Raw genomic sequence first — 17,666 nt, 5'->3', positions numbered from 1 at the left:
TCACCACGCCGGCTTCGGGAAGACGAACTCTGCCTCGGCCTGGTCCTCCGGCATGACGATCTTGATCTCTCCGTCGACCCACTGCTGGATCATGTGGGCGCTCTGCGGGCGGCCCTTGTCGTCCCAGCTCAGCGGCCCGACGACGGTGTCGACCTCGTTCTCGCGCAGCCAGTCGATCAGCTTGGCCTGGCAGTCCGGGTCGGGCTCGGCGCAGTCGACCGCCTCGACGGCGGCGCCCACGACCTGGCCGGTGGTCCAGGCGTTGGCCTCGTCCTCACCGGGCGCCTCGCCGTACTGCTCCTCGAAGAACTTTACGAACTCCTGGTTCTCGGGGTAGTCCGCCTTCGTGGTGTAGCCGGTCGGCGCGATGATGCCCTGGGTCTTGTCACCGATCGCCTTGGCGAACTCGGTCTCGGTCGGCGCGGTGGAGAACGCGGCCAGCTTGGGCTGGTAGTTGAGCTGCTGCAGCGAGACGATCAGGTTGACGCCGTCCTGATACTGGCTGCCGCCCACGACGATGTCGGCCTTGCTGTCGGCGACCTTGGCCGCGATGCTGCTGAAGTCGGTGGTGTTCGGCGGGTAGACCTCGTCCACGACGGTCTCGATGCCGCCCTCCTCGAGCGCGTCCTTGAGGCCGTAGGCGGTGCCCTGGGCGAACGGATCGTCCATCGAGGCGTACGCCGCGGTCTTCGGCCGCTCCCCCTCGGGCATCGCCAGGATGTGCTCGGCGAGGAGCTTGTAGTGGTCGTCGGCGACGGCGGGAGCGGCGTAGAAGAGGTTCTCGAAGCCCTCCTCGAAGACCTCGGGGGCCGCGCCGGCGGGCTCGACGAAGAGGTAGCCGTAGTCCTGGGCGACCTGGGCGGCCGGGATCACCAGGCGGGTGGAGAACGGGCCGACGATCAGGTCGACCTGCTCCTGGTTGATCAGCTTCTCGTAGTCGGCGGCGACACGCTCGGCGCTGGACTGGTCATCGAGCATCTCCAGGCGTACGTCGCGGCCGAGCAGACCGCCGTTCTCGTTGACGTATGCGGCCCAGGCTTCGTAGCCGCGCTGGATGCCCTTGCCGGGCTCGCTGAAGTCGCCGGTCAGGGGCAGCGAGATCCCGATGACGATCTCGTCGTCGCTGCCGCCTCCGTCCTCGGCACCACCGCAGGCGGCGAGAGTGGAGGCGAGGGTCAGGGCGACTAGGGCGGGTCCGACTGCTCGGCGTCGCTTGTTCGCTGTGGACTTCGTGAAGGGCATCTGCGGGGTCTCCTCTACGAAAGCGCTTACGTAAGCGTTTACGATGACGTTACCCATTCCCACTTGATGTGGCAAGAGTCACAATCCCGACGAACAGGGGTCTCGATGGTCCGGTCCAGCCGCTCCCCGCGCCTGATCGACGTCGCCGACGCGTCCGGCGTCTCGATCGCGACCGCCTCACGGGCACTCTCGGGTACGCCGGGAGTCAGCGACCAGGTCGCGGATAAGGTCCGTCAGGCGGCGCGCGAGCTGGGATACGTCGCCAACCTGCACGCGCGCTCGCTCGCCAGCGGGTCCACGGCGACCATCGGGCTCGTCGTGCACGAGATCGGCGACCCCTACTTCTCCGAGATCGCCAGCGGCGTGCTCAGCCTCGCCGCCGAGCACGGCCGCACCGTCCAGATCTGCCACACCGGCCGTGACCCCGACGCGGAGGTCGAGCAGGTACGCAGCCTGGTCGCCAACCGCGTCGGCGCGATCCTGATCGCCGGGTCGGGCTTCGTGGACGCCTCGGTCGAGGCACCGATGCGGCTCGAGGTGCAGCGCTACGCGGAGGCGGGTGGCCGGGTCGCCGTCGTCGGCCGGCACCATCTCGGAGTCGACAGCGTGCTTCCCGACAACCGGCCCGGCGGCCGCGCCGTCGCCGAACACATCCTCGGCCTCGGCCACCGGCGCATCGTGGTCGTCTCCGGCTCGCTGGACCTGACCACCGTCGCCGACCGGCTCGACGGGGTGCGCGACGCGCTCTCCTCCGCGGGGCTCGACGCCGGCGACGTACCCGTGCTCGACGGCCCGTTCACCCGCGAGGGCGGACGTGAGTGCATCCGCCGGATGCTCGCCGACCACCCACGTACGACCGCGGTCATCGCCCTCAACGACGACATGGCCATCGGCTGCCTCTCGCAGCTGCGCAGCTCCGGCGTCTCGGTGCCCGGCCAGGTCTCGGTCAGCGGCTTCGACGACGTAGCCGTCGCCCAGGACCTCTCGCCCGGCCTGACCACCGTCCGCCTGCCGATGGCCGACATGGGCGCTCGGGCGCTCACGCTGGCGTTGAAGGAACCGGGCTCACGGGCCCGGCGACAGCGGGTACCCGCCGAGCTCGTGGTGCGCGACTCGACCGGGCCGGTGGCCTGAGCATCTCCGGGCGAGGTAGTTCGGGCGTTCCGGCCCATCCACCGGCGGGTGATGGCCCGAAGTGCCCCGAACTGTCCGAGGCCCCCAGGCTCGGCGACAATGGCGGTGATCGAGAGGAAGCGATGAAGGACGTACGCGTGCCGTCGGGCCCTGGCCTGCCCGAGGGTCTCGTCATCCCCGATTCCGAGCTGAACGAACGCTTCTCCCGCTCCCCCGGCCCGGGCGGGCAGTCGGTCAACACCACCGACTCCCGGGTCGAGCTGGAGTGGGACCCAGCCTCCTCCGGCGCACTCGACGAGTCTCAGCTCGCGCGCATCCTGAGCCGCTCCTCCGGCCCGCTCGTCGTCGTCTCCCACGAGCAGCGCTCGCAGCACCGCAACCGCGTAGCCGCCCGCGAGCGCCTGGCGATGCGCATCCGCGACCTCCTATCCCCGCCACCTCCGACCCGCCGCCCCACCAGACCAACCCGTGGCTCCAAGGAGCGCCGCCTCGACTCAAAACGGCAGCGCAGCCAGACCAAGCAGCTCCGCGGCCGGGTTCAGGACTAGCCGAGAAGTCACTTCTGCAGGCCGAGACGTCACCCCTGCAGGCCGAGACGTCACCTCTGCAGGCCGAGACGTCACCTCTGCAGGCCGAGACGTCACCTCTGCAGGCCGAGACGTCACCTCTGCAGATCGAGACGTCACCTCTGCAGGCCGAGACATCACCTCTGCAGATCGAGACGTCAGCCCTGCAGACCGAGACATCACCTCTGCAGATCGAGACGTCAGCCCTGCAGGCCGAGACATCACCTCTGCAGATCGAGACGTCAGCCCTGCAGACCGAGACGTCAGCTCTGCAGATCGAGTTGGCATCTCGGTGCCGTCTCGACCTGCGAAAGTGACCTCTCGGCCTGCAGAAGTGACCTCTCGGCCTGCGTACGTTACGTCTCGGCGGGTCAGGTGGGGTCGGTGGCGAGCCGGGCGTGGGTCTCGGTGTCGTAGCGGATGCCGTCGTAGAGCAGCTTCTGGCGTTCGCGGCCCTCGACGAGGAAGCCCGCCGACGTGGCGACGCGGCAGGAGCCGGGGTTGTCGAGACGGTGGCCGGTCTCGAGACGGAACAGGTCGAGCTCGTCGAAGCAGTGCCTGGCCAGCAGCTTCAGGCCGATGCTGCCGACGCCCCGGCCGCGGTGCTTCTCGAGGGTCCAGTACGAGATCCAGCCGATGGCGTGGACACGCAGCTGAGTCGTGACCCGCATCTGGCCGAGGATCTCGTCCCCGTCGACGACGGCGAAGGTGTATGCCTTGTCGACCTCCGTCTCCTCGGCCCAACCGGCGATCAGCCGCTCGGCGCCTTCGAGCGTGTCGACGCCCGCGGGTCGCTCGGTGCCCATCCCGACCCCGGCGTACGCAGCGAGCAGGACCGCCGCATCCGACGCCGCCCACTCGCGCAGCCGGAACCCCTCGCTCACCATGCCGCACACCCTAGCGGCGGCCCCGTGCACGATCCGTGCACTTCAACGCCGCCCAAGACAGCACGGATCGGGCACATGCCTGATCCGTGCACTCAACGAGACCGATCAGGTGCACCGATCGGTCACAGGGTCGACTGGATCCCGGCGAGGAGCTGGCGGGCCATGACGATGCGCTGGACCTGGTTGGTGCCCTCGTAGATCTGGGTGATCTTGGCGTCGCGCATCATCCGCTCGACCGGGTAGTCACGGGTGAACCCGTAGCCACCCAACAGCTGCACGGCGTCGGTCGTGACCTGCATCGCCACATCGCTCGCGAACGCCTTGGCCGCGGCACCGAAGAAGGTGAGGTCCTTGTCGCCGCGCTCGGAGCGTCCGGCGGCCGCGTAGGTGAGCTGGCGGGCGGCCTCGATCTTCATGCCCATGTCGGCCACCATGAACTCCAGACCCTGGAACTCCGCGATCGGCTTGCCGAACTGCTTGCGCTCCTTGATGTAGCCCAGCGCGTAGTCGAGCGCGCCCTGCGCCACACCGACGGCCTGGGCGGCGATGGTGATCCGGGTGTGGTCCAGGGTCTGCATCGCGTACGCGAAGCCCTGGCCCTCCTCGCCGATGAGCCGGTCGGCGGGGATGCGTACGTTGTCGAAGTAGACCTCGCGCGTCGGCGATCCCTTGATGCCGAGCTTCTTCTCGGGAGCCCCGAACGAGACGCCCTCGTCGGACTTCTCCACGACGAAGGCGGAGATGCCCTTGGAGCGCTTGTCGGGATCGGTCATGGCGAGGACGGTGTAGTACTCCGAGACGCCCGCGTTGGTGATCCAGCGCTTGACGCCGTTGAGCACCCAGAAGTCGCCGTCGCGTACGGCCCGGGTCTTCTGGTTGGCGGCATCCGAGCCGGCGTCGGGCTCGGAGAGGCAGTAGGAGAAGTTGCCCTCGCCGGCCGCGAGCTTGCCGAGGTACTTCTTCTTGAGCTCCTCGGAGCCGCCGATCTGCACCGGCAGCGAACCGAGCTTGTTGACCGCGGGAATCAGCGAGGCCGAGACGTCCGCGCGAGCGATCTCCTCGATGACCAGGACGGTCGCGAGCGCGTCGGCACCGACACCGCCGTACGCCTCGGGCACGTGCGGCGCGAAGAAGTCGGTCTCGACCAACGCGTCGTGCGCCTCCTGCGGATAGCGAGCCTCCTCGTCGACCGCGGCCGCGGCCGGTGCGATCTTGGCGTCACAGATCTCGCGGATGGCCTTGCGGATCTCCTGGTGCTCCTCGGAGAGGGCGAACAACGGGTACTCGGCACTCATGTCCCGGAGTCTATGCCTGTTTGCTACTCGCCAGTAAGTCGGTGGCTCACGGAATCCGCTGAGCCATGTCGTTGTTGTGGCCCACATGACCGAGGCATGGCTCGACCAGGACACCATCGACAACCTCCTCGACGAGACCGAGACGTGGGCGGTCGTCGGCCTCTCGGGCGATCCCTACCGCACCGCCTATTCGATCGCCCAGGAGCTGCAGCAGCACGGCAAGCGGATCGTCCCGATCCATCCCGGCGCCGCCGCCGAGGGCAAGGAGGTGCTCGGCGAGAAGGTCTACGCGACCCTCGCCGACGCGGCCGCTGCCGTCGGGAAGATCGATGTCGTCGACGTCTTCCGCCGATCGGAGGCGGCCGGCCAGTTCGCCGACGAGGCCGTCGCCATCGGCGCGGGCGGCGTCTGGTTCCAGATGGGCGTGGTCGACGAGCCCGCCTTCGAGCGCACGGTTGCTGCCGGCGTACCGATGGTCATGGACACCTGCCCCAGCAAGATCTGGTTCGAGCGAACCAAGCAGCGCGCTCAGGCCTGAGCCGGCTCCGCCGGGACCCACCGCACGCCCGGCGGCGAGGAGATCTCACGCTCTCCCGCGCTGACGAGGAGTTGCATGAGCGCTCGCGCGGCCCGTGACATCGGCCGGCGCGGGTCGTGGATGAGGCAGATGTCGCGCTCAACCACCGGCGCCACCAGCGGCCGCACCTCCACGTCGGCGAACATCATCATCGGCAGCACCAGGCTGGGGGCGGCAGAGACCCCGAGCCCGGCGGCGACAAGACCGGCGACCGCACCGATGTTGCGTGCCTCGGTGAGCGGGCCGGGCCGCGTGCCGGTCTCTGCCAGCACCTGGTCGACGTAGCCGCGAATGCTCGAGATGCGCTCGAAGGCGACGAACGGCTGGCCCGCCAGATCCGCCCACCGGAGCTCTTCCTCGGCTGCGAGCGGATGGCCGGCGGGAAGCACGGCCGCGAAGGCGTCGACCGCGATATGGCGTACGCCCAAGGTGTCCGGGACGTGCGCGCCAACCGAGACGGCGAGGTCGACCTCACCCCGGACCACGAGGTCGAGGACCTCCTCGGAGAATCCGTCCTTCACCGACACGGCCACCTCCGGGTGGCCCCGGCGAAAGGCGGCGAGCACGGGCGGCAGCATCGAGCCGGCCAGGGACGGGAGCGCGGCCACGGAGACGGCTCCCCTGGTGCCGGCCAGGTAGCCCTCGAAGTGGTTGAGCGCGGTGTCGAACTCGGCGACGAGCCGTCGGGCCGTCGCGAGGAACTCCTCTCCCTCCAACGTGGGACGCACCCGCCGCGTGGTGCGGTCGAAGAGCGGGACGCCGATCCGTTGCTCGATCTCCTGCACCGTACGGCTCAAGGACGACTGCGCGACATGCAGCTCGCGCGCCGCTGGCGTGTAACCACCCGCATCGGCGACGGCCAGCGCCACGCGGAGATGCCGCAGGGTCAGATCAATGCTCACAGCACATCAATCTATCGGGTATTGGTGTTGGACAGGAACAAGTGATCGTCATCACACTCGTGTCCATGCTCTCCCTCATGGGCTTCATCACCGTCGCGGTGATCCTCGCCCTTCTCCTCACCAACCGGGTCGCGGCCGTGGTCGCGCTCGCCGGTGTCCCTGTCCTGACGGCGCTCGTCGCCGGCTTCTCCCCTGTGAAGATCGGTGAGTTCGTCGCCGGTGGCCTCGGTGGGGTCGTCGGCGTGGTGGCGATGTTCGTCTTCGCGATCGTCTACTTCGGCCTGATGCGTGACGCCGGCATGTTCGACCCGATCATCCGGCGCATCGTCGGCTTCGCGGGGAACGCGCCCGTCACCGTCTGCCTGGCCACGACGACTCTCGCCATGGCCGCTCACCTCGACGGCGCCGGCGCGACCACGTTCCTGATCACCATCCCGGCCATGCTGCCGCTCTTCGACCGGCTCGGGATGAGCCGACTGGTCCTCACCACCTGCGTCGGCCTCGGCGCCGGCGTCATGAACATCGTCCCCTGGGGCGGCCCCACCGCCCGGGCCGCGGCCACCTCCGGCGTACCGGCGAACGAGCTGTGGGTCCCGCTCATCCCCGCCCAGCTCGCCGGTATCGTCGCGGTCCTGGCCATCGCCTGGTTCCTCGGCCGTCGCGAGACCCGGCGGCTCGCCGCCACCCCGACAGGGGCCACCGCAGAGGCGTCCGGCGCCGAGGACGTCGCGGCCACCGACGTACGCGACGCGGTCGGCTCCCTCACCGCCGAGGAGCAGCAGCTGCGCCGCCCCCGGCTGTTCTGGGTCAACGTGGCCCTGACCGTCGCCGTCATCGCCGCCCTGGTCAGCGCGGCCGCCACGCCCGAGCTGATCTTCCTGATCGCCGTCGTCGTCGCGCTCCTGATCAACTACCCCGGCCTCAAGGACCAGACCGATCGCATCGAGGCGCACGCCAAGGGCGCGATGCTCATGGCCACCACGCTGATCGCGGCCGGAGTCTTCCTGGGCATCCTCGAAGGCAGCGGCATGATCGAGGCGATGGCCAAGACGGCCGCCGGCGCACTGCCCGACGGAGCGGCTCCGGCACTCCCGGTCCTGGTCGCGGTGCTGGCCGTCCCGCTCAGCCTGGTGTTCGGACCGGACCCGTTCTACTTCGGCGTCCTCCCGGTCCTGATCAGCGTCGGCGAGCTGCACGGCATCGCGGCGGCCGACCTCGCCCAGGCCTCGATCCTGGGCGAGGAGACGGTCGGATTCCCGATCAGCCCGCTCACCGGCTCGTTCTACCTGCTGGTCGGTCTGGCAGGGGTCGACATCGGCAAGCACATCCGGCACCTCATCGGGTGGGCGTGGCTGGTCTCCATCGTCATGCTTGCCGTCGCGCTGGTCACCGGCGTCATCCCGGTGTGGGCCTCGTGATCCGGCTGGGAGCGGGCGCCGGGTTCGCCGGCGACCGGATCGACCCCGCGGTCGAGCTGGCCCGGGACGGCGCACTGGACTACCTGGTCTTCGAGTGCCTGGGCGAGCGGACCGTGGCCGCCGGGCAGCTGCGCCGCCTCGCCGACCCCGACGACGGCTACGACCCGCTGCTGGAGGCGCGCATGCGCGCCGTCCTGCCGGTGATCGAGCCGGGGCACACCCGGATCATCACGAACGCCGGCGCGGCCCACCCTCTCGCCGCCGGTCGCCGCGTCGCCGCCGTGGCCCGGTCCCTGCGCCGCCCCACCCGGGTCGCGGTCGTCACGGGCGATGACGCACTCCAAGCTGTACGCCGCCTCGACCCTGTCGTATGGGAGACCGGCGAGCCACTCTCCCGCTGTGAGGACGAGCTGGTCTCGGCCAACGCCTACCTCGGCGCCGATGGCATCCGCCAGGCGCTCACCGACGACCCCGACGTCGTGGTCACCGGCCGGGTCGCGGACCCAGCCCTCTATCTCGGCCCGCTGCAGCACGAGTACGGCTGGGCTGCCGACGATTGGCCGCGGCTCGCCGCCGGCACCGTGGTCGGCCACCTCCTGGAGTGCGCCGGCCAGCTGACCGGCGGCTACTTCGCCGACCCGGGCACCAAGCCGGTCCCGGGGCTGGCGCGCCTCGGTTTCCCCTTCGCCGACGTCCGCTCCGACGGAACCGCGACGCTCGGCAAGCTCGACGGCAGCGGCGGCCGGCTCGATGTACGCACCGCCACCGAGCAGCTGCTCTACGAGGTGGACCGCCCGGAGGCATACCTCACCCCCGACGTGGTCGCCGACTTCTCCGGCGTCTCCTTCCACCAGGCTGGCCTGGACCGGGTCGAGGTGGCCGGCGCGAACGGCACCACCAGGCCCGACGAGCTCAAGGTGACCCTCGGCTTCCGCGGCGGCTGGCTCGGCGAGGGGCAGATCTCCTACGCCGGTCCGCGTGCCCTGGCGCGCGCGGAGCTGGCGGCGGAGATCGTCCGCGAACGCCTCGCGGAGGTGCACGGCATCGCCCCGGACGCGATCGGGGTCGAGCTCATCGGCACCGGTGCGGCGTTCCGTGGGCTGGCGCCGGCGACCGAACCGCTCGAGGTACGCCTCCGCGTCACCGCCCGCACCGACAACGCCGCTTCGGCGCGCACCGTCGGCTGGGAGGTCGAGTCGCTCTACACCAACGGGCCTGCGGGAGGCGGCGGAGCCCGCACGGGCGTGCAGCAGTCGCTGGTGGTCCGCTCCTGCCTGGTGCCCCGCGATCTCGTCTCCCCGACCGTGACCCTGATGGAGGAGCGATGAGCGACCTCACTGTCGACGACCTCGCCGACGTACGCGCCGGAGACAAGGGCGACACCCTGATCCTCGCGGTCCTGCCACGTGACCCGGAGGCGTACGTCTTCCTCGAACGCGCCCTCACCCCCGAGGCGGTCGCGGGCCACTTCGGCGTCGCCGAGCCCGTGGTGCGCACGGAGCTTCCACATCTGCCCGCGCTCGTCTTCCGGGTGCCCGCGGTCCTCGCCGGCGGAGTGACCGGCTACTCCGGCCTGGACGGCCACGGCAAGACCCTCGGCTACCACCTGCTGATGCTCCGCCTCGAGAGGACCCCCTGATGCTCCAAAATGCACTCACGGTGGGTACGAGAACACGATCTACCGCGGCGGCATCCCCAACGCCCAGATCCGAAGCTGGCAGGCCGACACCGCTCCCGGCACGCTGGTGACCTACCCGCAGCACCCAACGTTTGACGACTTCTGGCGCAGCCGCAGCGATGGGGCGAACAGAGGTTGTGAAGCTGAGAGTGCCCTATAGACCACTCTCAGCTTCACAACTCAGGATCGGGTTGCGTCGCGTACGACCTCGCCCTTGGCGGCGGCGAGCTCGGCGAGCGACTTCTCGTACGCCACCAGCTTCTGCTGCAGGTCGGGGTCGGCGACGCCGAGGATGCGGGCGGCGAGGATGCCGGCGTTCTTGGCGTTGCCGATGGCCACGGTCGCGACGGGGATGCCGCCGGGCATCTGGACGATGGACATCAGCGAGTCGAGGCCGTCGAGGTACTTGAGCGGCACCGGGACGCCGATGACCGGGAGCGGCGTCACCGAGGCGAGCATGCCCGGGAGAGCGGCGGCGCCGCCGGCGCCGGCGATGATCACCGAGAGGCCGCGACCAGCGGCCTCGCGACCGTAGTCGAGCATCTCCTGCGGCATCCGGTGGGCCGACTTCACATCGGCCTCCCACTCGATCCCGAACTCGTCGAGAAGGTCGGCGGCGGCCTTCATCGTCGGCCAGTCGGAGTCGGACCCCATCACGATCCCTACGCGTGTGCTCATGAGGCCAAGGCTAGGCGTACGCGGGCACCGGGCTGTCTAACGGTGGCGTAACGGAATTCCATCCTGCCCGTAATTCGCTGTCGCACTCCACAAGGTCAAGAGATCGTGTGCCGGTGATGTCCGCCATGAGATACCGGCTCGGCCAAGCCGTCGTCATCTCGCTGCTGTCGGCGCTGATCACCGCGTGCGCCGTCTTCGCACCTCTCTATGACCGGGCGATGCGGCAGGCCGCGGTCGCGGTCACGCTCGACGACGCGACCAGCGTGGAGCGCGACCTCCAGATCTTCGGACCGAGCGCGGACTACCTCCTGGAGCGGACCGACCCCGCAGCTCTCACGCGTCAGCTTCCGGACTCCTCGCACTTCGACGAACCTGTCACCGGACGCAACGCCATCGCCGACCTCGAGCTCGGCTCGCCCACCGCCCCGGAAGGTGACCTGTGGTGGCGCGAGGGGCAGTGCGACCACATCAAGATCACCACCGGCACCTGTCCCGACCGGAGTCGCGAGATCCTCATCACCGAGAACGAGGCCGAGACCTACGGCTTCACCATCGGCACCACGGTGAGGTCGCTGGCCGGGAAACCGCCTCCGGACGTGAACTTCCATCAGCCGCCGACGCCGATCGTGACCTATGAGGTCGTCGGCACCTACCGGGCCGACGACGAAGCGTGGTGGCAGGGACTCCGGCTGGAGGGGCTGGCCGGGATCGCCGCCGGCGACGTCGCCCAGCACGACGTGTGGCTGACCGACGAGTCGACCTTCGGCGGCACGACACCGTTGCTCCACATCGAGCGCCCCTGGGTGGGCTCGCGACTGCGCGCCGATGACGTGGGAGTCGATGAGCTGGCCGCTCTCGAGAACGACCTGGGTGACCTCCGCGCGAAAGCCGACAAGGTAGAGGTCAGCGAGGAGCTCTTCGAGGACTCGATCACGTCGTTGGTGACGTCGCTGCCCGAGCTCACCGACGAGGTCGACGCCCAGATCGAACAGAGCCGGACGACGGTGCCGCTGCTCCTCGTGCAGCTGGCCGTGCTGGGCCTGATCGTCCTGTGGCTGATGCTGCTCGCCGCGACCGACCAACGCCGCCCGGAGGTGGTGGTCGCGCGGCTTCGAGGACGAGGCACCGCAGGGGCCAGATCCCTGCTGATGGGCGAGCTTCTCCCCGCTGTGCTCGCCGGGATCGTCCCGGGGGCCGCCGTCGCGATCCTGGCGTCCACCCTGGCCCGGCAGTACGCGCTGCCCGGCGAACCACCCTTCGAGCTTCCCCGGGGCGTGCTGCTGTCCGGCATCATCGCCGTCGCGGCCCTGGTCCTGGTGACGTACGCGGCCGTCTACCGTGTCGCGCGCGAGCCCCTCGGCACCTTGCTCCACCGAACCCGCCGCCGTCGTGCTGGATGGGGTCTCGGCGCGGGTGATGCGGTGGCCATCGCCGCGTGCGGGGCCTGCGTGGTCGCCTTCGTGACGGGCGGCCTGACCGGACCCATCGCGCTCGCCGCGCCGGCGCTGCTCTCAGCGCTCGTCGGGCTGGTTCTCGCACACCTCTTCACCCCGACGGCGATGCGGATCGGGCGGGCGCTGCTGGGCCGCGGGCGCCTGCGCGCCGGTGTCTCGCTGCTGGACGCGGCGCGGAGCATCGCGACCCGGCGTACGGTCGCTCTGGCCACCGTGGCCAGCGCCCTCGCCGTCTTCTCCGTCTGCGGGCTCATCGTTGGCGAGCACAACCGCGCGGTCGCGGCGGAGCAGGAGGCAGGTGCGCCGTTGGTCACCGAGCTCCAGGGGCAACGGACGACCGCCGACAACCTCCAGGCAGTCCGTCAGGCGCTGGCGAGGATCGACCCCGAGGGCACCCGGGTCACTCCGGTCGTACGCGCCGCGGCCCCCAGCGGCGGCGCGACGACGTTCGCCGTCGAGCCGGACGGGTTCCGGCGGATCGCCCTCTTCGGCGCCGGGCACGGCCCCAGCGCCGACCAGTGGAAGGCGCTCAGCGACGCCGAGGCGCGCGAGCCGGTCGCGGTCATCACCACCGGGACGCTCTTCGAGGACGAGGTCACCATCGTCGGCCTCGACGGGATCGAGCAGGACGGCGAGGAGGTCGCGGCCATCGACCGGATCCCCGGCGGCGGCCCGGACGTCGCGCTGGTCGACCTCGCCACGGCGCAGGACGTCGCCTCTCCTGACGCCGACTCCTCCATCTCCCTCTGGTTCGCGACAGCGGACCGGGCGCTGCTCGAGCGGGTCAGCGCCGATCTCGAGGACGACGGAATCATCGTCACCGAGACCCGAACCCTGGGCGACGTACGCCGCGGCCTCGACGAGTCGGTCGCGGCCTGGAGCCTGCGGCTCGGCGCCGTGGTCGGCCTCGCCGCCGTGGCGATCGCCGTGCTCGCGCTGAGCGTGCTCACGGTGACCGGCTGGCGCACCCGCGCCCGCGACCTGGCCTCGCTGTGGTTGGCGGGCGTGGACCGGCGTACGGTCGCTCGGCTCCCCGGCGCCGCGCAGCTGCTGCCCGTGGTTCTGGGAGTCCTCGCCGGGGCCGGATCCGGTGTGCTCGGTGCCCGTCTGACTCTGCCCGACATCCCCCTCTTCGCACAGCCACCTGCCGTCGACACGGTCGACCTGTCCGTTCCTTGGCAGGCCGTCGGACTGACCACCCTCGGCTGCCTGCTGATCCTCGGCACGGCCGCCGTCCTCCTCGGCCGCGCGGTCGCGGCCGCCGCGCGACTCGACCGGGTCCGGGAGACAGCATGAGCGAGCGCAAGCGAGCGAACCGCGCGGCGATCACCGGGATGGCCATCCGCACCCAGGGCCTGGTGCACATCTACCACGCCGAGGGACACGACGTGGCCGCCCTCTCCGGCGTCGACCTGGACGTGAGACCGGGCGAGCTGATGGGGCTGCTGGGCCCTTCGGGCTCTGGGAAATCGACCCTGATGAGCCTCCTGGCCGGTGTCTTCCGGCCCAGCGCCGGCAAGATCTTCGTGGGCGACCACGAGGTCTCCTCGGCCGGCCCGAAGGAGCTGGACCGACTCCGGGCGACCGAGGTCTCGCTCATGCTGCAGGGGGCGGGACGCAACCTGCTGCCCTACGCCACTCCGGCCGCCAACGTGGCCTTCGCACAGCGCTCGGCAGGCCGGACCAAGGAGCTCCCCGCGCCCGACGAGGTGCTCAGCGAGCTCGGAATCGCCGACATGGCCGAGCGTCCGCTCGCGAGCCTCACCCCTGGTGAGCTCCAGCTCGTCGCCCTGGCGGTCGCTCTCGCCAACCGGCCAGGGCTCGTCCTCGCCGACGAGCCCACCAGCCAGCTCGGTCACGAGGCCCGCGACCTCGTCCTCGAGCGGCTGACCTGGATCAACCGCACCCACGGCACGACCGTCGTGCTCGTCACCCACGATCCGCACGTCGCCGCGTTCCTGCCCCGCACGGTCACCATCCGCGACGGCCGGATCGGCGGTGAGGGTCGCAGCGGGGAGGAGTACGCCGTGGTGACGGCCGATGGCTTCCTCCCCCTTCCGGGCCACGTACGCGACGTGCTTCCGCCCGGCACACTGGTCCGCTTCCATCCGGTCGACGGTCATTACGAGCTGGTTCCCGGGCACGAGGTGGCGACCGATGAGTGAGCTTCGCGCGGAGGGGTTGTCGGTGACGTACGACGGCCTGGTCGCCGTCCACCCGATCGACCTCGATCTCGAGGCCGGAGTGATGCTGGCGGTCACCGGGCCATCCGGAGCCGGGAAGTCGTCGTTGCTGTGGGCGCTGGCCGGCGCGCTGACCCCGGCAGCAGGAGCAGTGAAGGTCGATGGGACGCCGCTGAGTGGCCGGGACGACGCCGCCGCTCGAGGCGTCAGCCTCATCCCGCAGGGCAACGGGCTCGCCGGAGCCCTCTCCGCGGAGGAGAACGTCCTGGTGCCGATGCTCGCCCGCAAGGTGCCTCCTCAGGAGGCGCTCGAGCGCACCGCGGCGGCGCTCGAGCTCGTCGGCCTCGAGGAGTCCGGGCGTCATCTGGTCGACGAGCTCTCAGGCGGACAGCAGCAGCGGGTCGCGCTGGCGCGCGCGTTCGCGATGCGGGCCGGGGTGCTCCTGGCCGACGAGTCCACCAGCGATCTCGACGCGGACAACCGCGAGCGGATGATCGCCGCCCTCCGCGCCGAGGCCGCGGGTGGGGCTGTCGTCGTCCTGGCCACCCATGACCCTGAGGCCGCGGCGGTCGCCGATGCCGAGCTCGCGCTCGACGAGGGAGTCGTGTCATGGCCCCGACCTCTGCCTGTCACCTGATTGTCGGTGCTGCCCGCTAGTGTGCGGGCCCACCCCCACGACTCCTCACAGGCAGATGGATTCAGCTACCACCACCGGCACCGACCTGGCTATCAGCACGCCGCCGCACCCGACCGCGGTCGAGCGGTTCACCGGGATCTCCAAGGCCGAGCGCAAGCAGCTCCCTTCCCGGCTGCGCCAGGTCTCGTCCTGGTCGCGGCAGGCGAGCTCGGCGACCGAGGCGAGGGCCCGGATCGAGCAGGAGGCCGCCGAGGCGGTCGACCACTACCGCGCGAACGCCGCCGAGATGAAGCGCGCCGCCCAGGTCGCCTGGCGCAGCATCGCGCTCGACCGGAGCGACGGGCCGCGGCTCGCCGCGATCGCCCGGCGCCACGCGCTCGATCCCGTCGGGGAGACCACTCGGGAGCTCATCGACGCGCTGGCCGACATCGAGGACGCCGTGGGGCAGGCGAAGAAGGCGTACGGCGCCAGGCGCCTGCTCCTGCGCGGGAGCCGCCGCGCGGAGGCGGATCTGGCGGGCAGGCGGCTCCTCGACCTCCACTACTGGGCGTGCGAGCTCGACGCGGCCCGGCTGCTCGGCGAGGTCAGCAGACGGCCCGACCGTCGCCGGGTCCGGGTCCGTGAGGCGCTGCTGCCGAGCGTCGGTCTTCTCGAGGCTCTCTCCGACCCTTCGACAGGAGCACACCGCCTCGGCTCGGAGGCGGTGCTGTCCCCACGCAAGGGCATCCTCGTCCTGCGCAACGAGGGCGAGGCGCTCAACGAGGCCAGGCGCTCCGAGGAGCCCACCCGTCGCGCGGCGATCGAGGCCGGCAACGCGGTCCGGAGCGTCGACACCGACACCGCGGTCAGGAGCCTGTCCGTCGAGGAGCTCGCCGATCTCGTACGCATCGAGCCCCTCCTCGAGGCCGGGATCCACACCGTCCACGAGGTCATCCATCCCCCCTCCGACCTGCGCGAGCTCCCCGGAGTCGGACCCGCCACCGCGATGCGGATGCAGGAGGCGGCGCAGGCTCTGTGGCAACGGACCTATGACGAGATGCCCCTGGCCGTCGACAACGAGCGCCGCACTCCGGCAGCCACCAGGCTGCTGCATCGGCTGGCGGAGTGGGAGGCCGGGCGGCGTACGAAGGATGCTGGTGCGGAGCTGGCCCTGGTCCAGTCGCTGCGGCCGCTGACCCGATCGCTCACTCAGCCGGCCAAGGGCGGCGCGAAGTTCTACCTGATCCTCGCCAACGCGGCCAGCCTCGACGACTTCCGGGGTGCGCTGCGGGCGATCGCCCACCGCGCCGAGATGGCGCGCCGGGTGCGACCGGGCAACCGGCCCGCCGATCCCTGGGCGGACTTCGAGAAGCGCCCGGCCGACTACTACGCGATGCTCTCCGAGCTCGGCTTCCTCACCGAGGACGAGGACAAGATCCACGGTGACCTCTCCGCCGAGATCATCGAGGCCGTGCGGGCCCAGGAGCTGCGTACGAGCAACCTGACGGCCTCGCTGCGTGGCTACCAGCACTTCGGCGTCCGGTTCGCGTTGGTGCAGATGAAGGTCATCATCGGCGACGAGATGGGGCTCGGAAAGACGCTCCAGTCGCTCGCGGTCCTCGCTCATCTGCACGCGATGGGCGCGTCCCACACGTTGGTGGTCTGTCCCGCGGCCGTGGTCACCAACTGGGTGCGCGAGACGGAGTCGAAGACGACCCTGATCCCCCACCGCCTGCACGGCAACCGGCGATCCCGGGCCGCCAAGGTGTGGGTCGAACAGGGCGGGGTCGCCGTGACCACCTACGAGACGTTGACCGCGATCCAGCCGTTCCTGGACCAGGTCGACGTCGCGTGCGTCGTGGTCGACGAGGCGCACATGATCAAGTCGCCGCGGACACAGCGGACCGAGCGCGTACGTCGGATGTTGGACTCCTCCGAGCGTGCCATCCTGCTCACCGGGACGCCGATGGAGAACCGCATCGACGAGTTCCGCAACCTGGTCTCCTACCTCCGCCCTGATCTCCTGCTCTCCGCGGACGAGTTCAACCCGCACCGGTTCCGCAAGCAGGTCGCGCCGGTCTACCTGCGCCGCAACCAGGAGGACGTACTCACCGAGCTCCCCGACCTCGTCGAGGTCGAGGACTGGCTGCCGCTCTCCACTGCCGACGAGCGGGCGTACGCCGCGTGCGTCCGCGACGGCAACTTCATGGCCATGCGGCAGGCCGCCATGCTCCAGACGACCGCGTCGGCGAAGGTCTCCCGGCTAGTCGAGATCGTCGGCGAGGCCGAGGAGAACGGCCGCCGCGTGATCGTGTTCTCCCACTTCAGACGGGTCCTCGACGACCTGGCCGAGCTGCTCCCCGGCGAGGTCTTCGGCCCGCTCACCGGGTCTGTGCCGGCCGAGGAGCGCCAGCAGATGGTCGACGAGTTCTCCGCGGCCGGCCACGGCGCGGTCCTGGTCACGCAGATCGTCGCCGGCGGTGTCGGCCTCAACATCCAGTCGGCGAGCGTCGTCGTCATCTGCGAACCTCAGCTCAAGCCGACCACCGAGTGGCAGGCGATCGCCCGCGCCCGCCGGATGGGCCAGCTCCAGTCGGTCCAGGTCCACCGCCTGCTCTCCGAGGTCGGCGTCGACCAGCGCATCCACGACATCCTCGCCGCCAAGGCCGAGCTCTTCGACGACTTCGCCCGGGTCAGCGCCACCGCGGCCAGCAGCCCCGAAGCGTACGAGACCTCTCAGCCCGAGGACCCCTCCACCACCCTCGCCTCTGACGCCTCCGACGCCGAGATCGCCCGCGACGTCGTCGCCACCGAACGCCGGCGCCTCGGCGTCTGACCCAGCTGTCCCAAAAGGCTCGAGCCGAAGCGTCACCCCTGCAGGTCGAAGTGTCACCTCTGCAGGCCGAGGCGTCAGTTCTGCAGGCCGAAGGGTCACCTCTGCAGGCCGAGGCGTCAGTTCTGCAGGCCGAGGCGTCGGTTCTGCAGGCCGAGTTGGCACGCGGGTGACCTCTCGGCCTGCAGAAGTGACGTCTCGGC

Annotated in this window: 15 protein-coding genes; 10 read left to right on the top strand and 5 right to left on the bottom strand. The window is 70.5% G+C overall.

The genetic code is table 11. The annotated features are described in order from the left end of the window. The gene (locus ACRDPS_RS00510; RefSeq protein WP_431499657.1) at positions 1 to 1,242 is read right to left on the bottom strand and encodes an amino acid ABC transporter substrate-binding protein; all 1,242 of its coding nucleotides are present in this window, start codon (positions 1,240 to 1,242) and stop codon (positions 1 to 3) included. A gap of 105 nt (positions 1,243 to 1,347) precedes the next feature. On the opposite strand from ACRDPS_RS00510, the gene ACRDPS_RS00505 reads away from it, so the two are divergent. Both ACRDPS_RS00505 and arfB read left to right on the top strand, forming a co-directional pair. Beyond that, entirely contained in the window at positions 1,348 to 2,376 is a 1,029-nt protein-coding gene (locus ACRDPS_RS00505; protein ID WP_431499656.1) for a LacI family DNA-binding transcriptional regulator, read from the top strand. 122 nt (positions 2,377 to 2,498) lie between these two features. Further along, complete coding sequence (gene arfB, locus ACRDPS_RS00500; protein WP_431499655.1) at positions 2,499 to 2,924, top strand: alternative ribosome rescue aminoacyl-tRNA hydrolase ArfB; 426 nt, start codon at positions 2,499 to 2,501, stop codon at positions 2,922 to 2,924. A gap of 389 nt (positions 2,925 to 3,313) precedes the next feature. Here arfB and ACRDPS_RS00495 read toward each other — a convergent pair whose 3' ends face one another. Then, the gene (locus ACRDPS_RS00495; protein WP_431499654.1) at positions 3,314 to 3,829 is read right to left on the bottom strand and encodes a GNAT family N-acetyltransferase; all 516 of its coding nucleotides are present in this window, start codon (positions 3,827 to 3,829) and stop codon (positions 3,314 to 3,316) included. Between the two features lie 122 nt (positions 3,830 to 3,951). Continuing rightward, positions 3,952 to 5,124 (bottom strand): acyl-CoA dehydrogenase family protein, encoded by a 1,173-nt coding sequence (locus ACRDPS_RS00490; protein ID WP_431499653.1) that lies wholly within the window; start codon positions 5,122 to 5,124, stop codon positions 3,952 to 3,954. An 85-nt stretch (positions 5,125 to 5,209) separates the two neighbouring features. Between ACRDPS_RS00490 and ACRDPS_RS00485 the strand changes: the two genes are divergently transcribed. Beyond that, on the top strand, positions 5,210 to 5,662 hold the full coding sequence (locus ACRDPS_RS00485; protein WP_431499652.1) for a CoA-binding protein: 453 nt from the start codon (positions 5,210 to 5,212) through the stop codon (positions 5,660 to 5,662). Here the strand turns inward: ACRDPS_RS00485 and ACRDPS_RS00480 are convergent. After that, a complete protein-coding gene (locus ACRDPS_RS00480) occupies positions 5,653 to 6,603 on the bottom strand; it encodes a LysR family transcriptional regulator (RefSeq protein ID WP_431499651.1) in 951 nt (316 codons plus the stop codon). The genes ACRDPS_RS00485 and ACRDPS_RS00480 overlap by 10 nt on opposite strands. Before the next feature lie 65 nt (positions 6,604 to 6,668). Between ACRDPS_RS00480 and ACRDPS_RS00475 the strand changes: the two genes are divergently transcribed. From ACRDPS_RS00475 to ACRDPS_RS00465, 3 genes are read left to right on the top strand one after another with little or no spacing between them, the layout of a single operon-like run. Beyond that, positions 6,669 to 8,021, top strand: a complete 1,353-nt coding sequence (locus ACRDPS_RS00475; RefSeq protein WP_431499650.1) for a CitMHS family transporter — start codon at positions 6,669 to 6,671, stop codon at positions 8,019 to 8,021. After that, entirely contained in the window at positions 8,009 to 9,349 is a 1,341-nt protein-coding gene (locus ACRDPS_RS00470; RefSeq protein ID WP_431499649.1) for an acyclic terpene utilization AtuA family protein, read from the top strand. Before ACRDPS_RS00475 ends, ACRDPS_RS00470 begins: the two co-directional genes overlap by 13 nt. Then, positions 9,346 to 9,660: an AtuA-related protein gene (locus ACRDPS_RS00465; RefSeq protein ID WP_431499648.1), complete on the top strand. Its 315-nt coding sequence runs from the start codon at positions 9,346 to 9,348 to the stop codon at positions 9,658 to 9,660. The genes ACRDPS_RS00470 and ACRDPS_RS00465 overlap by 4 nt, the downstream gene beginning before the upstream one ends. A gap of 219 nt (positions 9,661 to 9,879) precedes the next feature. Here the strand turns inward: ACRDPS_RS00465 and purE are convergent, their stop codons facing one another. Beyond that, positions 9,880 to 10,377 carry a 5-(carboxyamino)imidazole ribonucleotide mutase gene (purE, locus tag ACRDPS_RS00460; protein WP_431499647.1) on the bottom strand — a complete coding sequence of 166 codons (498 nt, stop codon included), beginning with the start codon at positions 10,375 to 10,377 and terminating at the stop codon, positions 9,880 to 9,882. Positions 10,378 to 10,493: 116 nt separating this feature from the next. Here purE and ACRDPS_RS00455 point away from each other — a divergent pair, with 116 nt between their 5' ends. The 4 genes from ACRDPS_RS00455 to ACRDPS_RS00440 are packed head-to-tail and all read left to right on the top strand — an operon-like array spanning position 10,494 to position 17,466. Beyond that, a complete protein-coding gene (locus ACRDPS_RS00455) occupies positions 10,494 to 13,127 on the top strand; it encodes an FtsX-like permease family protein (protein WP_431499646.1) in 2,634 nt (877 codons plus the stop codon). Next, positions 13,124 to 13,996 carry an ABC transporter ATP-binding protein gene (locus ACRDPS_RS00450; RefSeq protein WP_431499645.1) on the top strand — a complete coding sequence of 291 codons (873 nt, stop codon included), beginning with the start codon at positions 13,124 to 13,126 and terminating at the stop codon, positions 13,994 to 13,996. Before ACRDPS_RS00455 ends, ACRDPS_RS00450 begins: the two co-directional genes overlap by 4 nt. Next, positions 13,989 to 14,651 (top strand): ATP-binding cassette domain-containing protein, encoded by a 663-nt coding sequence (locus ACRDPS_RS00445; RefSeq protein WP_431499644.1) that lies wholly within the window; start codon positions 13,989 to 13,991, stop codon positions 14,649 to 14,651. The genes ACRDPS_RS00450 and ACRDPS_RS00445 overlap by 8 nt, the downstream gene beginning before the upstream one ends. A gap of 55 nt (positions 14,652 to 14,706) precedes the next feature. Further along, positions 14,707 to 17,466 carry a DEAD/DEAH box helicase gene (locus tag ACRDPS_RS00440; protein ID WP_431499643.1) on the top strand — a complete coding sequence of 920 codons (2,760 nt, stop codon included), beginning with the start codon at positions 14,707 to 14,709 and terminating at the stop codon, positions 17,464 to 17,466. The last annotated feature ends 200 nt before the right edge of the window (positions 17,467 to 17,666 follow it).

The organism is Nocardioides sp., from assembly GCF_050699375.1.
GTDB lineage: Bacteria > Actinomycetota > Actinomycetes > Propionibacteriales > Nocardioidaceae > Nocardioides.
Note: the sequence above shows the minus strand (reverse complement) of the source record. Positions and strands in the feature narration are given on the sequence as shown.

Bases quoted from the DNA above. Each gene is read 5' to 3' on its own strand.
- ACRDPS_RS00510 (WP_431499657.1), bottom strand. From the start codon at position 1,242: ATGCCCTTCACGAAGTCCACAGCGAACAAGCGACGCCGAGCAGTCGGA.
- ACRDPS_RS00505 (WP_431499656.1), top strand. From the start codon at position 1,348: ATGGTCCGGTCCAGCCGCTCCCCGCGCCTGATCGACGTCGCCGACGCG.
- arfB (WP_431499655.1), top strand. From the start codon at position 2,499: ATGAAGGACGTACGCGTGCCGTCGGGCCCTGGCCTGCCCGAGGGTCTC.
- ACRDPS_RS00495 (WP_431499654.1), bottom strand. From the start codon at position 3,829: ATGGTGAGCGAGGGGTTCCGGCTGCGCGAGTGGGCGGCGTCGGATGCG.
- ACRDPS_RS00490 (WP_431499653.1), bottom strand. From the start codon at position 5,124: ATGAGTGCCGAGTACCCGTTGTTCGCCCTCTCCGAGGAGCACCAGGAG.
- ACRDPS_RS00485 (WP_431499652.1), top strand. From the start codon at position 5,210: ATGACCGAGGCATGGCTCGACCAGGACACCATCGACAACCTCCTCGAC.
- ACRDPS_RS00475 (WP_431499650.1), top strand. From the start codon at position 6,669: ATGCTCTCCCTCATGGGCTTCATCACCGTCGCGGTGATCCTCGCCCTT.
- ACRDPS_RS00465 (WP_431499648.1), top strand. From the start codon at position 9,346: ATGAGCGACCTCACTGTCGACGACCTCGCCGACGTACGCGCCGGAGAC.
- purE (WP_431499647.1), bottom strand. From the start codon at position 10,377: ATGAGCACACGCGTAGGGATCGTGATGGGGTCCGACTCCGACTGGCCG.
- ACRDPS_RS00455 (WP_431499646.1), top strand. From the start codon at position 10,494: ATGTCCGCCATGAGATACCGGCTCGGCCAAGCCGTCGTCATCTCGCTG.
- ACRDPS_RS00450 (WP_431499645.1), top strand. From the start codon at position 13,124: ATGAGCGAGCGCAAGCGAGCGAACCGCGCGGCGATCACCGGGATGGCC.
- ACRDPS_RS00445 (WP_431499644.1), top strand. From the start codon at position 13,989: ATGAGTGAGCTTCGCGCGGAGGGGTTGTCGGTGACGTACGACGGCCTG.
- ACRDPS_RS00440 (WP_431499643.1), top strand. From the start codon at position 14,707: ATGGATTCAGCTACCACCACCGGCACCGACCTGGCTATCAGCACGCCG.